Origin of the sequence: Streptococcus sp. Marseille-P7376 (assembly GCF_902460385.1) — a bacterium.
In the GTDB taxonomy this organism is placed as follows: Bacteria; Bacillota; Bacilli; order Lactobacillales; family Streptococcaceae; genus Streptococcus; species Streptococcus sinensis.
On sequence record NZ_CABPTS010000007.1, the window covers coordinates 22,075 to 37,523 of the forward strand.

At 41.4% G+C, this 15,449-nt stretch carries 18 protein-coding genes and 1 pseudogene; 3 read left to right on the forward strand and 16 right to left on the reverse strand.

Annotated elements, in window-relative coordinates; genetic code table 11:
• Window positions 1–104: 104 nt before the first annotated feature.
• From FZ952_RS05155 to FZ952_RS05210, 12 genes are all read right to left on the reverse strand, one after another.
• Window positions 105–1,682 (reverse strand): heme transporter CcmD, encoded by a 1,578-nt coding sequence (locus FZ952_RS05155; RefSeq protein ID WP_148880856.1) that lies wholly within the window; start codon window positions 1,680–1,682, stop codon window positions 105–107.
• A gap of 256 nt (window positions 1,683–1,938) precedes the next feature.
• Entirely contained in the window at window positions 1,939–3,474 is a 1,536-nt protein-coding gene (gene cls, locus FZ952_RS05160) for a cardiolipin synthase (protein ID WP_148880857.1), read from the reverse strand.
• Window positions 3,475–3,589: 115 nt separating this feature from the next.
• Window positions 3,590–4,075, reverse strand: a complete 486-nt coding sequence (locus FZ952_RS05165; protein ID WP_148880858.1) for an SP_0198 family lipoprotein — start codon at window positions 4,073–4,075, stop codon at window positions 3,590–3,592.
• 60 nt (window positions 4,076–4,135) lie between these two features.
• Window positions 4,136–5,368: a bifunctional folylpolyglutamate synthase/dihydrofolate synthase gene (locus FZ952_RS05170; RefSeq protein ID WP_148880859.1), complete on the reverse strand. Its 1,233-nt coding sequence runs from the start codon at window positions 5,366–5,368 to the stop codon at window positions 4,136–4,138.
• 193 nt (window positions 5,369–5,561) lie between these two features.
• Entirely contained in the window at window positions 5,562–5,873 is a 312-nt protein-coding gene (locus tag FZ952_RS05175; RefSeq protein WP_037618287.1) for a DUF1292 domain-containing protein, read from the reverse strand.
• 22 nt (window positions 5,874–5,895) lie between these two features.
• Window positions 5,896–6,315, reverse strand: a complete 420-nt coding sequence (gene ruvX / locus FZ952_RS05180; RefSeq protein ID WP_148880860.1) for a Holliday junction resolvase RuvX — start codon at window positions 6,313–6,315, stop codon at window positions 5,896–5,898.
• The gene (locus FZ952_RS05185; RefSeq protein WP_005592119.1) at window positions 6,315–6,581 is read right to left on the reverse strand and encodes an IreB family regulatory phosphoprotein; all 267 of its coding nucleotides are present in this window, start codon (window positions 6,579–6,581) and stop codon (window positions 6,315–6,317) included. The genes ruvX and FZ952_RS05185 overlap by 1 nt, the downstream gene beginning before the upstream one ends.
• 167 nt (window positions 6,582–6,748) lie before the next feature.
• Window positions 6,749–7,306, reverse strand: a complete 558-nt coding sequence (locus FZ952_RS05190; protein WP_148880861.1) for an SP0191 family lipoprotein — start codon at window positions 7,304–7,306, stop codon at window positions 6,749–6,751.
• Between the two features lie 89 nt (window positions 7,307–7,395).
• Window positions 7,396–7,962 (reverse strand): SP0191 family lipoprotein, encoded by a 567-nt coding sequence (locus FZ952_RS05195; RefSeq protein WP_148880862.1) that lies wholly within the window; start codon window positions 7,960–7,962, stop codon window positions 7,396–7,398.
• A 183-nt stretch (window positions 7,963–8,145) separates the two neighbouring features.
• Window positions 8,146–8,544 carry a transcriptional regulator Spx gene (gene spx, locus FZ952_RS05200; RefSeq protein WP_062201466.1) on the reverse strand — a complete coding sequence of 133 codons (399 nt, stop codon included), beginning with the start codon at window positions 8,542–8,544 and terminating at the stop codon, window positions 8,146–8,148.
• Window positions 8,545–8,629: 85 nt separating this feature from the next.
• Window positions 8,630–9,778, reverse strand: coding sequence for a recombinase RecA (gene recA, locus FZ952_RS05205; RefSeq protein WP_148880863.1), 1,149 nt, complete (start codon window positions 9,776–9,778; stop codon window positions 8,630–8,632).
• A gap of 54 nt (window positions 9,779–9,832) precedes the next feature.
• Entirely contained in the window at window positions 9,833–11,089 is a 1,257-nt protein-coding gene (locus tag FZ952_RS05210) for a competence/damage-inducible protein A (protein ID WP_187423872.1), read from the reverse strand.
• A 271-nt stretch (window positions 11,090–11,360) separates the two neighbouring features.
• Between FZ952_RS05210 and FZ952_RS05220 the strand changes: the two are divergent.
• Window positions 11,361–11,771: pseudogene (locus tag FZ952_RS05220) on the forward strand (helix-turn-helix domain-containing protein).
• A gap of 319 nt (window positions 11,772–12,090) precedes the next feature.
• On the opposite strand, the gene FZ952_RS11775 reads toward FZ952_RS05220, so the two are convergent.
• From FZ952_RS11775 to ruvA, 4 genes are all read right to left on the reverse strand, one after another.
• Complete coding sequence (locus FZ952_RS11775) at window positions 12,091–12,372, reverse strand: GNAT family N-acetyltransferase (protein WP_262366336.1); 282 nt, start codon at window positions 12,370–12,372, stop codon at window positions 12,091–12,093.
• Between the two features lie 71 nt (window positions 12,373–12,443).
• Window positions 12,444–13,103, reverse strand: coding sequence for a CPBP family intramembrane glutamic endopeptidase (locus FZ952_RS05230; protein WP_148880865.1), 660 nt, complete (start codon window positions 13,101–13,103; stop codon window positions 12,444–12,446).
• 4 nt (window positions 13,104–13,107) lie between these two features.
• Entirely contained in the window at window positions 13,108–13,662 is a 555-nt protein-coding gene (locus tag FZ952_RS05235) for a DNA-3-methyladenine glycosylase I (RefSeq protein ID WP_148880866.1), read from the reverse strand.
• 9 nt (window positions 13,663–13,671) lie between these two features.
• Window positions 13,672–14,262 carry a Holliday junction branch migration protein RuvA gene (gene ruvA, locus FZ952_RS05240; RefSeq protein WP_148880867.1) on the reverse strand — a complete coding sequence of 197 codons (591 nt, stop codon included), beginning with the start codon at window positions 14,260–14,262 and terminating at the stop codon, window positions 13,672–13,674.
• Window positions 14,263–14,431: 169 nt separating this feature from the next.
• On the opposite strand from ruvA, the gene FZ952_RS05245 reads away from it, so the two are divergent.
• Entirely contained in the window at window positions 14,432–14,935 is a 504-nt protein-coding gene (locus FZ952_RS05245) for a helix-turn-helix domain-containing protein (protein WP_148880868.1), read from the forward strand.
• Entirely contained in the window at window positions 14,919–15,440 is a 522-nt protein-coding gene (locus FZ952_RS05250) for an RDD family protein (RefSeq protein ID WP_187423873.1), read from the forward strand. Before FZ952_RS05245 ends, FZ952_RS05250 begins: the two co-directional genes overlap by 17 nt.
• The last annotated feature ends 9 nt before the right edge of the window (window positions 15,441–15,449 follow it).

Consider the following 15,449-nt stretch of genomic DNA (forward strand, 5'->3'; position numbering starts at 1 on the left):
CTTAATAAGTCATCTACCAAACATTATATCACTCCAAAATAAAAAATCAATATGTTGTGGTAAAAATCTGTTTTTTTTATTTCACACACAACATATTGTTTTGACTATTGGAGCTGATAAAGCTTGAAGTGACTGAGTTTGAGGTTTGTTTCTTTATAGTTTTTAGAAATTTTTGTATCTACATCAGGCAGAAGTTGAATATGATTATTTACTAAAATAAATTTTGGTTCAACTTGATTTAGGGTATTTCGCAAATAAATCTGATTTTCATCTGTTCCTGTGTAAAGGGACGGAGTCAGAATTGAAACAGCAGACAGACGCTGGCTCTGTTGGTAGAGGCTTGCTGTGTTATCCCAAGCATAAATCGTGTCTTTGGCGGAACTATTCTCCCGGATGTACCGAGCAGCCATCGCTCTTTCGCCAGAAACACCATTAGACAAAATGTACTCCTGTACAAAAGGAAAGCCAATCAAGTAAATCATCCCCACAAGAGGCAAAAAGACCTGTTTTGAAAAATAACGATTCCAAACCGATGTCTTGTGCCGTTCACGACGGCGTCTCCCTTCGTTTTCTACGCTAGTCTCCCCATTTTTGTTAAACCATAGGGCAAACAAGATAATAACAAATGGCAAAGCCGGGAGTAATTGGTAAGCCCCCTGTTCAGGCAAGCCCAGCGCTCCAATGAAGACGGTCAGAAAACCAAATAAACTGAGAATACGCATAAGACGAACAACCGCAGCTTCTTTTTTAAATTGAAAGCCCAAAACGAAAGCTGTTACAAAGCCCAGCCCAATCGTCAGCAGACCATAATAGAGAGCATTACTCGGCAGATGGCTGCCCGTCAATTTAAAAGCATCAATGGTATAGGTAACCTGACTAATGGCTACCCCAAAAGAGCCATTCCACACCGTGTAATATCCTAAAGGATAAAAGAGCAGAGAAAAACCAAGCAGGACAGCTAAACATTGATAAAGCCCCCTTGCTTTGCGCTTGGATGCAATATTATACACAAACAGAACTAGACCTGCCAGGGTATAAAAGACTATACTCAGCATTGGTTCGACAAGGAAAGATAAGGCTCCTACAGCACCATATAAAATGAAAACTTCATCTTTCACCGCATTTTGCACATAGCATACCAAAAAGGACATGCTCCAAAATACAAAGGGAAAAACAAAAATACTAGAGTAGAGGCCACCAAATCCAAGCGTCGCTGTCAACAAGTAAAACAAGGGTAGCAGATTTTGCGCAAGACTGGAGTTTGTGGTAATGTAGGAAATCGTTTTAAATAAATAGACTCCCGCTAAAACAAGGGCAAGGACTTGAAAAATCAAAAACAAGATTTGACCAAAGGCCATACTGCCAGCCCAATTAATAAGATAGTAGAGCAAACCACTAGTTCCATAGATATGGGAATAAATCGTTTGGCCCTGTGCCATAGCCCAGCCGGCATAGAGATTCTGAGATTGTAAGTTTGTAGCTAAATTCGTCAAAAGTGGATTGACAACACTGAACAGACTAACAAGAATACTCCAAGAAAGCACTTTAAAAAGCGGAACAGGACTCGTTTTCTTACGAAAGCGCTGAGTTCCTTCCTGCTCTGAAACTTCTACATTTGCTTCAGAAATTTCTGTCTTCATTTCAGGAATTTCCAAATTCTGTTGTTCATTTATATCATGCATAAAAAGCTTCTCCTCGATATCAGTCCTATATAGTATATCAAAAAGCTTCCTTTCTGTCAGCCTTATCCTGCATTCCTTTTTGCTTTTTACTCTTTTTAGCTGTTCTTTCTAAATCTCGAAAACGCTGATACGCCCTCCTTTCATAAATCTCTTGGCCTGTATACAGTATCTCCAGCAACGTCATGAAATCTTTCCTTTATTTTTACTATTCGGAAAAGAGACAAAAAAAGACCTGAATGAATCTCAGATCTTTCATTTACAACATTGGTGCAAACAACTGCATAATTTCTTTCACTAAGCGTTTATACCAAGAATGGTTCATGTTCTCAGGCAAAATTTCTTCGCAAATTTCAAACATTTCTTTAAAATCTTGCTTAATAACGGGAATCGTCTCCGTTTGATACATCAATACAGCATTCTCATAATGGTGAACCAGACTGCGATAATCAAAATTAATCGTTCCCACCACGGCCAGCTCATCATCTGAAACAACATGCTTGCTATGGATAAAGCCCGGCGTATACTCATAAATCTTAACACCAGCCTCCATTAAATCTGGATAGGCTCCGCGCGTAACAATCTGAATCAGCTTCTTATCAGGAATGAATGGTGTCACAATGCGCACATCCACCCCTCTCATGGCTGCATTCTTGATATCCTCTGTCAAATCGTAGTCGATAATCAAATAAGGGGTTGTGATATAGACATAATCGATGGCTTGATTGATAATATTCTGATAAACAGCTTTCCCCACCTGTTCCTTATAAATCGGCTTAGGCCCGCTGCCATACGGAATATAGAGCCCCTTGCCTTCAACCCGCTGGCTATCAAAATGGTAACGGTCAAAATCCGTAATTTCCCCACGATTGATGTACCAGTTCATCAAGAAAAGACGCGTCAAAGCCTTCACCGCTTGACCTTCCAAGCGAATACCGCCATCTTTCCAATGACCGAAACGAACGATATGATTGATATACTCGTCCGCTAGATTAATGCCACCCGTATAGCCAATCTGCCCATCAACCACCAAAATCTTGCGGTGGTCACGATTATTATAGGCTACCGTCATCCGCGGAATCACTTTGTTAAACTTATGGGCATCAATTCCTAGGTTGCGTAATTTTTGAGTATAATCACCAGGAAGAGTCGCCATGCAGCCAATATCATCATAAAGCAGCTTAACCTCAACACCTTGCTTGACCTTTTCAAGCAAAATATCCAGCACACGATTCCACATCAAACCTTCATCAATGATATAAAATTCCAGAAAAATGAACTTCTTGGCTGACCGTAAATCAGCCAGCATGGCCGTAAACATCTCCTCACCTGTAGCGAAATACTGCGAGGCTGTCCCATCATAGACATCTGCATTATGGTCCATACTCAAAAGAGATTTCACAATCCCAAAAGCCGATTTATTCTCCTGCTTGAGCTCTACCCGCAAATCATAGCTATTGTCTTCTCGAAACTTCACCGAGTCCATATTTTCTAGTTGCTGGACTTCCTTTTTGGACAAATGCCGCTCTCCAAACATCAGATAAAGCAGGAAACCAAAAATCGGCACAACTGCGATTAACAGCCAAGTTACCTTGCTTTCTGGCGGCATATTGCGATTGACAATCGCTAAAATCGTTCCAATATACAGAAAAATAATCACAAGCGCTGATAACCAATTGGGAACAAGCTGACTAAAATAGAAAAAAGCCACAAACACCAGAATCAATTCCAGCAACATAATAATAACACTGAACCCATACTTGGACATTAACAAACGAAATTTTCTGAAATTCATTCCCGCTCCTATCCTTTTACATATATTCTAGTATAACAGTAAATGAAGATTAACACAATCTTCACTCTGCTAAAAATGAAAAAGGCCCCTTTTAACAGGACCTTCCTATCAATTTTTATTCTTTTGTAAAGACGATTGTGTCATCATCATCATTTTCCTGCGATAAATCTTCCAGAGTTAGTTGATTGCCCTCAAGTCGATAGCGCGCAACATCATCTCCAACAATCATAGTTTGATTAGTCGGATCAATCTGCACCTGCTTAATTTCCTGTTCACCATCGCGTTCGATTTTTGTCAGCGTCCCTTTATTTCCATAAATTTCCAGGGTTAGGGAATCCCCTTCATGAGTCGCCTTATAGACTCCATCTAAGTCACCGACAGCTGTTTGACTGGAAGTAGAAGCCTCTGAACTACTACTATTTGCACTACTGTTTGCCTTGCTATTTGATGACATCGTCTCAGATGACTGAGGAACAGAGGAACTCGCTTGAGATTGAGAAGATTGCTTTGAGTGATTCTGACCAGAATTTCCACAAGCCACCAATACAAAAGCGGTCATAGCCGTAAAGGCTGAAAGAATTATTTGTTTCGAAAACTTCATATCGTTTCTCCTTTCTTCGTTCCACTTCTATTTTATCAAACAGGCCTTCCCAAGGTCAACTTATACACGATAAAGATAGGCTCGAACCTCAGCAATAAAATAAAGCGATCCTGTGATAAAAAGAAGCTGGTCAGCAGCTTGCTCCCGCTTAAACCTCTCTATAAACTCTCTGTAATCTGCTACATAATCAAAGTTCGCAGCCTCTCCTTGTCCCACGGATTCTCCATAGGCAAAGCTAGTCACTGTCACCTGAACTTCCGGCAAAGCCTCTTGCAAATAGGCCAGCATACCGCTGTAATCCTTGCGCTTCAAAGCACCAAAAAGAAGATTGCATTTCTTACCCTTCTGTTCCTTGATAAACTCTACCAAACGAGTCAGAGCTGGCAAATTATGGGCACCGTCCAAATAAATCCCCGGACTAATCTCCTCTAGACGACCCGCCCAATGAGTCTCCCTCAAAGAAGAAGGAAGAACTGAAAAATCAATCTCCCAGCCCCTTTGCTTCATAAAAAGTAAAAAAGCTTGCAAGGCCAGAGCTGCATTTTCTTCCTGATAAGCACCTTGCAGACCCAAGACTACATGCGATAAGAGAAGGTCTCCATTTTTAAATGAGCCATTAGAAAAAGAAAAATCTTTGCCATATTCATAAAAATCTAAGCCCAAGGCTGCTGCTCGCTGTTCACAGACCAGCCGAGCTTCTTCCGGCAAGGGACCAATGACTGCAGAACAACCTTTCTTGAAAATTCCAGCCTTCTGCTCAGCAATAGCTGTAAGCGTCTGCCCCAGCGTCTCCTGATGATCCAAGCCCACTGATGTCACTACTACAACTTGGCCATCCAGCACGTTGGTCGTGTCCAAAAGTCCTCCTATCCCAACTTCGACTAAAGCCAGATCAACCTTCTCCTCCCTGAAATAAAGGAAGGCCAGCAAGGTCAAAATTTCAAAATAGGATAGCTGGTCATGACTCTTGATCAATTCTCTTTCCATCTCCTGAATCTGCCGCCCCAAGCGGATAAAATCAGCATCTGAAATCGGAAGGCCATTGATACAGATACGGTCATGAATGCTGACCATATGCGGCGATGTAAAACTAGCTACCTTTTTACCCTGATCTGCAAAAAGATTCCGCAGAAAGGCAATTGTCGACCCCTTGCCGTTGGTTCCCGTTACATGAATGACTGGGTAAACTCGTTCAGGATTCCCTAATAAATCTACTACTCGCTGCATCCGATCAAGACCTGAGCGAAAGTTTAGACCAATACGGCTGTTCAGCCATTCTTCAATTTCATTCATTTTTTCACCTATATAAAAAGAGAAGCGAAGCAGACTTCAAATGTGAATCGCAACTCGCTTCTCCCTTATTTTCTATTCTTTGCATTTCAGCTTAAATTTTAACAGAAATATCTTTCACAGATCAAAAAGGTCCCTCGAACCTTCCTCGCTCTCTAGTTTTCAAGCTCGGGCTAAAAAGGTCCCCCGGACCTTTTTACTCCTCCATAAAGCTGTTGAAGACTTCTTCAATCATATCCCACTCTGCATCAGAGTCTTCTGGGATTGGTTGGAGATCCCCTTCTGTTCCATCTTCATTTTCTGTGAATGAATAGGCTTGGATTTCTACCTCGCCATTCTCATCTTCTTCAGCATTGGCTGGAATCAAAAGAACATAGTTCTTACCAAATTCTTCCTTGCCATCAATGGTCAGGAGAATTTCAAACAAGGTTTCATTTCCTTGCTCATCTACCAGTGTGATTAACTCACGTTCTTCATGTTCGTGGTCATGGTTATGATCATGCGCCATACTACTATTTCCTCAGTTCTTTCTAAAAGTTTCGATCCAAATAATTCTGTAAAATCAGCTGAGCAGCCAACTTATCAATCACTTTTTTTCGCTTGCTGCGGCTAATATCTGCCTGCTCAATCAGCATGCGCTCCGCCGCTACCGTCGTCAGACGCTCATCCTGATAGTCTACCGGGATTTGAAAAAGCTCTGCAATTTTTTCACCATAGGCTCTACTAGCGTCCACTCGCGGACCGCTGGTATTATTCATATTTTTGGGCAAACCAATTACAAACTTATCCACCTTGTATTGCTCGACAAGTTCCGTCAAACGCTCAAAACCAAACTGCTCCTTTTCCTCATCAATCTGAATAATTTCAAGTCCCTGAGCAGTAAAACCGAGTGGATCACTAATCGCAACACCCACCGTTTTTGAGCCGACATCCAGTCCCATAATTCTCATCAGAGGTCGATGCCTTGCCCTTTCAGATAATAACGCACTAATTCTTCTACGATTTCATCTCGTTCATATTTACGAATCTGATTCCGAGCATTATTATAACGAGGCACATAAGCAGGATCGCCACTCAGTACGTAGCCTACGATTTGATTGATTGGATTGTATCCTTTGTCATTGAGCGACTTGTAGACATCGGTCAAAGTCTCGCTAATTTCTTTTTTATTTGAATCATCAAGATTAAAACGTACAGTTTCATCTGTAAATCCCACAATTACACCCTCTTTCTTTAGAATATTACTATTATAGCATATTTACAGGCTTTTCACAAATTTAATTAACGTTAATTTTCTATTTTTTCAGCATTTTCTAACTGTTTTCCATATGACCAGTTCAAAAAAACCAGCCCTTTTTCAAAGGCTAGTTTTCATCAGCAGAATTAGGATGGATTTGCGACTTCCTTGCCACCTTCATCTTTAAATGACTTGATAAACTCTTCCGGCGTCTGAGACTTCATTTGAGTAAAGAGTTGTCCATAAGTAGGGATCTTAGCAGCAGCATCGTAATCAAGATTTGTAGGATCGATAATAAATTCAATATTTACAACACCTTGTTCAGTAATGTCCACCTTAACTTCAATGCCTTTGACTTTTTCAAGCTTATCCACTCCAGCACCCTGTTTAATTGTGGAAATCAACTCGTCTTTTAGTGAAGACAGATCCTGATTAGCCAAGAATTCCTTGCTTTCCTCCGGCAAGTTTTGGTCAATACGAATGTTGACCTTTTCATATTTCTTGCCTTTGTATGTAACTGTCAATGTCATCGTTTGATCAAGGCCTTCGACTTTCTGATCTAACTGATAAGATTTTGTAACCGAAGCCTCCTTACCCGCATTTTGAGAAGATTGATTGCCACCAGACTGCCCACTATTTGATTGTTGACTGCAAGCTGTCAGCACCGCCAAACTAGCCACTAAAAGAATGAATGATTTTTTCATTTCTTTTCTCCTTTTAAAATTTTTATTACATTGTTGACAAAATATACAAATACGAAAAAGACTTCCGTCAACTGCTCAAGATGGAAGTTTTACTGTTGCTCCTCGGCTCCGTTCATCAGTAAATTATTGATGTATTCCTCAGGAGACATTTTTTCCATTCCCTTTAAATCAACATTTTTAAAATAAGACATTGAAGAAGCTTTTTCAATATCCAACTTTTCGAAATCGTAGGTGGATGTGATATTTAATTCATCTTCATTCGCAATGACTACCGAACTTGTAAAACCTGAAACCGTCTTAGCCTGAGCATATTCTTCATCTTTAGCAACCGACTCATCCAAGTACTTTTGAGCTTGCTCTATACCAACTTCTTTGATGGCCTCTTTTAGCTCTCCTTCAGTCGGCACAATCTTCTCCATCACAACTGTCAAAAAGCGTTTCCCTTGATAAGTTATCGTTTGACTCGACTGAGCTCCTTTCTCATCTTTGGGAAAGACTAGTTTCTTTGTAATAATTTCTTGTTGCTCAGCATTGTTGATAATCGGAAGATTGGTAGTGATATCTTCTTTATTTCCCTTTGCTTTTTCTTCTTTTTTCTGTCCACATCCTGTCAATATAAGCGTTACAAGCCCCAGGACGAGTAAAATTTTTTTCATGACAAGTCTCCTCAAGTATTATTCTATCACAGTTCCGCTACATGTCAATTATTTTCCAGTAAATTCAATATAAAAATATACTTGAAACAATAACCGTTTAATATCGTTCAGTTCTATCCTTAGCTAATGTAGAAAACTCCACGCAAGAAAGGGGCAACTTTAAACAGTCCCCCTTTTTTCATGTTAGAGCGCAGCTCGCAGACGCGCTTCAGCGTTTTCTACGTTTCGTACAGATCGCGGCAAGAAAGCACGAATATCGTCTTCCTTATAGCCTACTTGGAGACGCTTATCATCCACCAAAATCGGACTTTTCAGAATCCGCGGTGTTGTCATGATAATATCAATCACTTCATTGACACTGAGGTCTTCAATGTCAACACCAAGTCCTTTCGCATAACGATTTTTTGAAGATACAATGCTAGCAATCCCATTTTCAGTTTTTGCTAAAATATCTAAGATTTCTTCCTTAGTAATACCTTCCTTCCCAAGGTTTTGCTCCTTGTAAGTCAGCTGATGTGCGTTTAGCCAGGTTTTTGCTTTTTTACAACTAGTACAACTTGAGACAGTATAGATTGTAATCATGTAAGTGCTCCTTTCGCTACGCGATACTATTATCATAGTATATTATACCACAAAAACCATCGGTCTTGCGACCTATTTTGAAAAATTATTCCTCAATTTCAATGGCATCATCTAAATCAAGAGTCACTTCTTCCAGTTTTTCCACAGGAGTTTCAATCTTACCTTGAGCTACTTCTGCTGACTCATCATCTTCAATCAAACCGTAACGTACACGGACTTGACGGTCAATTTCGTCAAAGACCTCTGGATGATCAGCCAAGTATTTTTTAGCGTTTTCAGAACCTTGACCAATTTTTTCATCATTGTAGGAATACCAAGCACCTGCTTTTTTGATGATATCCAAGTCAGTTGCAATTTTAAGCAGTTCACCAGTCTTAGAAATTCCTTCTCCATACATGATCTCCACAAAGGCTTCTTTGAATGGCGGAGCTACCTTGTTTTTCACAACCTTAATCTTGGTTTCCTTACCGACATTGGTATCCTTTGCATCGCCAGTACCCTTGATTTGGGTATTGCCACGGACATCCAAACGGACAGAAGCATAGAACTTCAGTGCACGGCCACCTGGTGTTGTTTCAGGATTACCAAACATAACACCAACTTTTTCGCGCAGCTGGTTAATGAAAATCGCAATCGTCTTCGTTTTGTTGATAGAAGCTGACAGCTTGCGCATAGCCTGACTCATCATCCGCGCCTGCAAGCCGACGTGGCTATCACCGATGTCTCCGTCGATTTCTGCACGCGGTACCAGAGCAGCCACCGAGTCGATGACAACCAAATCAACCGCTCCAGAGTCAATCAGCTTGCCAGCAATTTCAAGGCCTTGCTCGCCAGAGTCAGGTTGAGACAGCAGCAACTCATCAATATTCACACCCAGAGCAGCTGCGTATGACGGATCTAAAGCATGCTCTGCATCAATAAAGGCTGCGATGCCACCTTCTTTTTGAGCTTGAGCAACAGCGTGGAGAGCAACTGTGGTCTTACCAGAAGACTCTGGACCGTAAATTTCAATAATCCGTCCTTTAGGATAGCCACCAGCACCGAGGGCGATATCCAAAGCCAGAGAGCCTGAACTCATGACCTGAACCTTTTGCTCAGCTCGCTCGCCCAGACGCATAATAGCGCCCTTACCAAAGTCTTTTTCAATGTTCTTCAGGGCATTATCCAAGGCTTTTTGGCGCTCATCGCCGAATTTCTTTGTGATTTCATCTAATTTTTTTTGTTTCTTTGCCATTTATTTCTCCTGTTTTAAAATAATCTTTTGAGCATCTTTACATTATATCAAAAATCAGTTCTTTAATAAAGTTTTTCGTACGAGGTTGAAGGCGTGCATGACGGCAATCTTCCGCACATCACGTCGGCTACGGCCAGCAATATTGACCTCAATAATTTCCGTTTCCGATTCACTAGCTAAGCCAATAAATACAGTTCCAGCTGGATGACCTTCCAATGAATCTGGTCCAGCCACACCTGTTAGACTGACAGCCAAGTCGCTCTGGGTCAGCTTTCTAGCCTGCTCTGCCATTTTCCCAGCCGTAAAAGCAGAAACAACACCGTGCTGCTCCAGCTCTTCCAATGGAATATCCAGCATCCGGCTCTTTTCCTCCATACTGTAGGTGACAAAGCCACCTGAAAAAATAGCAGAAGCTCCGGCAAAATCTGCCAAAATCGCTTGAAAGAGTCCTGCAGTCAGACTCTCCGCCGCTGAAATCGTCTTTGCTTGACTCTTGAGTAAGTCAAAGGCAACTTGAGCAAGCGAATTGTCGTCCCCATAACCGTAGAAAATCTCAGACAAAGGCTGCCCCTCAAAAGTCTGATAGGCCAAAATAGACTTTTCCACAGCCTCAAACTTGGCATCTGCTTCTGCCTGACTCAGAGCCTTGGTAGACAGTCGCAAGGTGACCTCTCCTGTCTTTGCATAAGGCGCAATGGTCGGATCGCTTTGACAATCAATCATTTCTGCTAAAATGGTCACTAGCTGACTCTCACCGATGCCAAAAAAGCGCAGCACCCGTGAATACAGCTTTTGACCTGTGGAAAGGAGCGGAATTAGTTCGTTATTGACCATAGGCTTAAGCTCGCTAGGAGGACCTGGCAGAACTACATAGGTCACTCCGTCAACTTCTAGCAAGCCACCAACAGCGAGACCTGTTGCATTTTGTAAAGGAGTTGAGCCTGTAACCAACTGAGCCTGCCGCTCATTGTTGGGCGTGCGAGTATAGTCCGGCCGGCTGGCAAAAAAACGGTCTAGCTTTTCCACAGCCTCTGGATCAAAACTCAGCTCCCGCCCTACAAACTTAGCCAAGGTCTGCTTGGTCAAATCATCCTCTGTGGGCCCCAAGCCTCCTGTTAGGACAATTAAATCACTGCGCTCTTTGGCAATTTCTAGGACAGAGAGAAGACGGTTTTCATTGTCCCCCACTGCTGTCTGAAAATAGACATCAATTCCTAGACTCGCTAGCTTTTCAGATAAAAATTGGGCATTGGTATTGACAATCTGACCTGTTAGAATCTCTGTGCCCACAGCAATAATTTCTGCTTTCATAGAACCTCCTACCTTACTATTCGGAATTGGCTTTATTTTATCACAAAAAAGAGCAAAAAAGTTGATTTTCATTTCAGGAAATAAAAAGAGCTGTCAACTTTATTGACAAACTTGTCAACATCCTGTGGAAAACTTTTAAAAAGCTGTTTGTTATGGAGAATAACTGGATTGTTAGGCCGATGCTATTGGCAAATGGTTTGAATCTTTTTATAATGGAGATAAAAAAAAAGGAAATCATCTAAATATTTTTATTCAAAGAAAGGAGATCATCATGAAAATCTCTCAAGTTCTCAAAGATATTCGTCAACAAAATCAACTCACTCAGGAGGCTTTGGCAGAAAGACTCAAGGTTTCCCGCTCCGCCATTGCCCGCTAGGAAAGCGAAAAAGGTATCCCTGATATTGGCAACCTGATAGCCATTAGCCGCGAGTTTGACCTCAGTCTGGATCAGCTCATTAAGGAGGATGAGCGCTTGGAGAAAAAGGTTATCGAAGACAGCAAGGCCAAGAAATGGCACTATTTGGTCATTTTCTATCTCTTCTCCGTTTTGGTTGAGATTGCTATTTTTGCCTATTTGCATCATATCTTTATGGCTGGCTTCCTCATCTCCACCCTCTTTATGCTTTTCTATGAGCTGCGCATCTTTATCAAGGAAAAGATTTGGATGCAGAAAGGAGAGTAAGGATATTCACAGGGTATAGAAAAAGGCTAGACAAGATATTTGTCTAGGTTTCTTTCTCGTCATTCTTTAACTTACTTTCATAGCGTAGACGGATGGTCGGCTCTCCTCGAAGGCTCAATCCCTCCTTTTCCCACATCAGTGTCATACCAATTTTTTCCAAAACTCGTTGACTAGCAAGATTAGGCTTAGTCGTGTGGGCAAGAAATATCTTTATCCCATGCATTTTCTACACCAATTCTTTCAAGGCTAATGCTGCTTCAGTGGCGTAGCCTTTTCTGTGATAGTTAGCATTGACAGTATAGCCTATTTCCGCCGTTTCTTATTCCGTATCTATTCGAAGAGAGATATTGCCAATTAATTTGCCTTCAGATTTCAACTCGATACCGTAGCGACCCAAAGGAGCGCTTAAATTATATAAAACAAGACCCTCTCGGCTCTCTTCTATGCTTTGGTGCTCTGGATAATCATATTTTAATAATTCTCCATCTGAAGTATATTCATGATAATCCAACAAATCATCCATGGTCATGGGACGTAGGAGGAGACGCTCCGTCTCCAAGATACGATTCTCCGCCAAATATATCAAGGCTCTACTGTCCATCCTTCATTTCCTTTCTGAATAATCTTAAAAGTGACTAGATCACAATATCTTCTTTTTATTGACTTAGCAGTCTACTGGCTTATTAAAAAAATTGTAATCACAAAAGCAATGATATTGTTGCAACAATGGAGGACAATTGGATACCAGATATTTTTGTCCTTTCTCAGATACAGGAGCGAGAAAAGAAGACCTCCGGCAACATACGAAATGGCTGTCACCCACTCAGACAAGGCCCAACCGTGCATATGGAGGGTGGCAAATAGAACAGTCGTTAAAATAATTCCAATCCAGTTAGAGAATTTTTCCAAGAAGGTGCCTAGGAAAAAGCGACGGAAGAAAAACTCTTCAACAACTGGTCCAATGAAGCAGCCGATCACCAAGATTAGAAAGGGATTTTTCAACAAGGCACCTTGAATACTAGCATCATTCTGCCCCTGCAATGGCAAGCCCAGACTCTGTTTAATCAGAACTGAAAGCAGGTTGCAGGCAATGGACAGGAGGAAAACAAAGAACATATACAAGGAGATCGTTTTTAGAAATTCCTTCTTCTTGGTCAGAATCAAGGCTAGCTGCTCCTTTAATTCTTCACGATAAGCTAAGATTCCCAAGATAAATAAAAGGAAATAAACTGGGTAAATCAACCAATTTATCCCAATCAACTGCAAGCCTCTACCTAGGAATAAGATCGTATAGAGGGTGATAAAAATAAGGAGAAATTTTCTTGTTTTCATTGTTCTACTTCCAATCACAATTATTTTCATGGTCATTGATAAGGCCAGCTGCTTCTAAGAATGAATAGACACAAACGGGTCCGACAAATTTGAAGCCTTGCTTTTTCAGCGCCTTGGACATAGTTTCTGACAGCTCTGTCTTAGTAGGGGCTTCCTTGTAGTTCGTAATTTGATTGTCAATCGTTTTGAAATCGACAAAGGACCAGATATAGTCGTTAAAAGAGCCAAACTGCTTTTGAACAGCCAAAAAAGCTTGGGCATTAGCCCTGGTAGCATAAATTTTCATCTTGTTACGGATGATGTCGGGATTGCCCAACAAATCATCCAGATCTGCATCTGTCATCTGAGCAATTTTCTGGGCATCATAGAAATGAAAAGCTTCCCGAAAAGCCTGGCGTTTATTCAGAATGGTCTCCCAAGAAAGTCCAGCCTGATAGGTCTCCATGCAAAGTAGTTCAAATAACTTCTGATCATCATGGAGGGGCTGGCCCCACTCCTCATCATGATAGGCCACATACAAGGGGTTGTTCATTTTTACCCAGCCGCAGCGTTTGGTCATCGCTTTCTCCTATTTCACCAACATCTTGAGAGCAGACTTGATATAGTTTTCTGCTGTATCCGTCGTTCCTTCAAAGAATTTCTTTATTTTCTTAAGCTCAGCAGCCTTATAGCCTAGTGCCAGCATGGCTTCCATGGCTTCTTCCAACTCCTGATTATCCGCAGTCTGGACGGGTGCCTTACTTTCTGCTGGACCATCCGACGCCACTACCTTGCCTTCTAAATCCAGCACCATCTGCTGAGCTGTTTTCTTACCAATTTTAGGAAACTTGGTCAGGTAGGTGATGTTTTTTTGCTCAATAGCCTGCACCAAGCCAGCATTATCATCCGCCGCAATAATAGCCAGAGCAGAAACTGGGCCAATACCTGAGACTGAAATCAAGCTGAGAAAGAGTTGCTTCTCCTCCTCGGTCGCAAAACCGTACAGGAGCTCCGCGTCTTCTCTCACCACCTGGTGGACATAGACCTTGGCTTCCTGATGGAGATGTCCTGAGTAAGCATAAGGATTAGCCACATGAAGAATATAGCCGATAGAGTTGACTTCCAATACAATGTACTTGGCTGTAATTTTACTGATGATTCCTTTAAAATATTCGTACATAATCTTCCTTCTTTTTGTATCATTTTGCCTATCTAGTATATCATATTTTCTGTCTGGAAACTGCAAACAGAAGTGCAACCATTGGTTGACAAAATGTACAGGAAGCTGTATTCTCAAGATAACTAAAAGCTGTTAGGATAGAGTTAGCAAAGAAAAGGAGGCTGCGAACATGAAACTCGCTGATAAATTATTTGAACTAAGAAAAGAAAAAGGCTGGTCACAAGAAAAACTGGCTGAACAAATCAATGTCTCTCGTCAGAGCATTTCCAAGTGGGAGTCTGGCCAAGCGCTGCCAGAACTCGAAAAAGTTGTAGAGCTGAGCAAGATTTTCCGGGTGACGACAGATTATCTGCTTTTAGAAGACAGTGACAAGTCGGAAATAAAACCCGTCCTCTCAGAAGACGAAAAAAATCGCTACTACAAGGAAGTAAAATCTTATGGCTTCTGGCAGGTTCTGTATATTTTTGTATCAGCCTTGGCTATTTTTCTCTTCTTCGCAGGTTCTAGCTTTCCAGCAAAATTCACTGCTCTGGTCTGGTTAACCTTTTTCCTCTTAATCGCATCAGCAATGGCTATTAACAAGGCTCTAAAAATCAAGAAAAAGTATCTGGACAAGGTTATAGGCCTTGATGATTTTAAGAAAGAAGGTGCTCAAGATGAAACTAAAAACTGACAATCCCATACCTGTCAAAACTCGTCTGAAAGAGCTGCTTGGAGACTGGCTCTTCATCTCATTCTATCTCATTTCTCTTTTTTTACTAGCTATGGGCTTTTACAATCTAGTTCTAGGAGATATTCCTACATTCACTGAATCCCAGAGCCAGCTTCTGGCTTTTTCTACCTCTGTCCTGCCTCTAACTGTTATCTTTGCTTGGCTAGACTATCGAAAAGGAAGTTTTGGCAAGCGTTGGGCAGGTTTACGGTTGGTTTACAAACATAAGAGCCTTTCCCACAGCCTTTTGCGCTCTGCTATGAAGTTTTTCCCTTGGCAGCTGGGGCATATGGGAGCTATCCGTAGTGCTTATCAAGCAGATGCTCTGTCAATTTTCTTGTCAAGTTCAGCAGGGATTCTCTTCTTGATCTTTCTGCTGATGGGACTACTTCGCAAGGACAAACGCCATCCAGCTGATTTGCTTGCTGGAACGCAAGTTCAGCTCAAAAATTCAAAACAGCTCTAGTTCTATGAC

What these genes read in the sequence shown, in the direction of transcription:
- FZ952_RS05155 (WP_148880856.1), bottom strand. Translation starts at nt 1,682, where the DNA reads ATGCATGATATAAATGAACAACAGAATTTGGAAATTCCTGAAATGAAG.
- cls (WP_148880857.1), bottom strand. Translation starts at nt 3,474, where the DNA reads ATGAATTTCAGAAAATTTCGTTTGTTAATGTCCAAGTATGGGTTCAGT.
- FZ952_RS05165 (WP_148880858.1), bottom strand. Translation starts at nt 4,075, where the DNA reads ATGAAGTTTTCGAAACAAATAATTCTTTCAGCCTTTACGGCTATGACC.
- FZ952_RS05170 (WP_148880859.1), bottom strand. Translation starts at nt 5,368, where the DNA reads ATGAATGAAATTGAAGAATGGCTGAACAGCCGTATTGGTCTAAACTTT.
- FZ952_RS05175 (WP_037618287.1), bottom strand. Translation starts at nt 5,873, where the DNA reads ATGGCGCATGATCATAACCATGACCACGAACATGAAGAACGTGAGTTA.
- ruvX (WP_148880860.1), bottom strand. Translation starts at nt 6,315, where the DNA reads ATGAGAATTATGGGACTGGATGTCGGCTCAAAAACGGTGGGTGTTGCG.
- FZ952_RS05190 (WP_148880861.1), bottom strand. Translation starts at nt 7,306, where the DNA reads ATGAAAAAATCATTCATTCTTTTAGTGGCTAGTTTGGCGGTGCTGACA.
- FZ952_RS05195 (WP_148880862.1), bottom strand. Translation starts at nt 7,962, where the DNA reads ATGAAAAAAATTTTACTCGTCCTGGGGCTTGTAACGCTTATATTGACA.
- spx (WP_062201466.1), bottom strand. Translation starts at nt 8,544, where the DNA reads ATGATTACAATCTATACTGTCTCAAGTTGTACTAGTTGTAAAAAAGCA.
- recA (WP_148880863.1), bottom strand. Translation starts at nt 9,778, where the DNA reads ATGGCAAAGAAACAAAAAAAATTAGATGAAATCACAAAGAAATTCGGC.
- FZ952_RS05210 (WP_187423872.1), bottom strand. Translation starts at nt 11,089, where the DNA reads ATGAAAGCAGAAATTATTGCTGTGGGCACAGAGATTCTAACAGGTCAG.
- FZ952_RS11775 (WP_262366336.1), bottom strand. Translation starts at nt 12,372, where the DNA reads ATGGACAGTAGAGCCTTGATATATTTGGCGGAGAATCGTATCTTGGAG.
- FZ952_RS05230 (WP_148880865.1), bottom strand. Translation starts at nt 13,103, where the DNA reads ATGAAAACAAGAAAATTTCTCCTTATTTTTATCACCCTCTATACGATC.
- FZ952_RS05235 (WP_148880866.1), bottom strand. Translation starts at nt 13,662, where the DNA reads ATGACCAAACGCTGCGGCTGGGTAAAAATGAACAACCCCTTGTATGTG.
- ruvA (WP_148880867.1), bottom strand. Translation starts at nt 14,262, where the DNA reads ATGTACGAATATTTTAAAGGAATCATCAGTAAAATTACAGCCAAGTAC.
- FZ952_RS05245 (WP_148880868.1), top strand. Translation starts at nt 14,432, where the DNA reads ATGAAACTCGCTGATAAATTATTTGAACTAAGAAAAGAAAAAGGCTGG.
- FZ952_RS05250 (WP_187423873.1), top strand. Translation starts at nt 14,919, where the DNA reads ATGAAACTAAAAACTGACAATCCCATACCTGTCAAAACTCGTCTGAAA.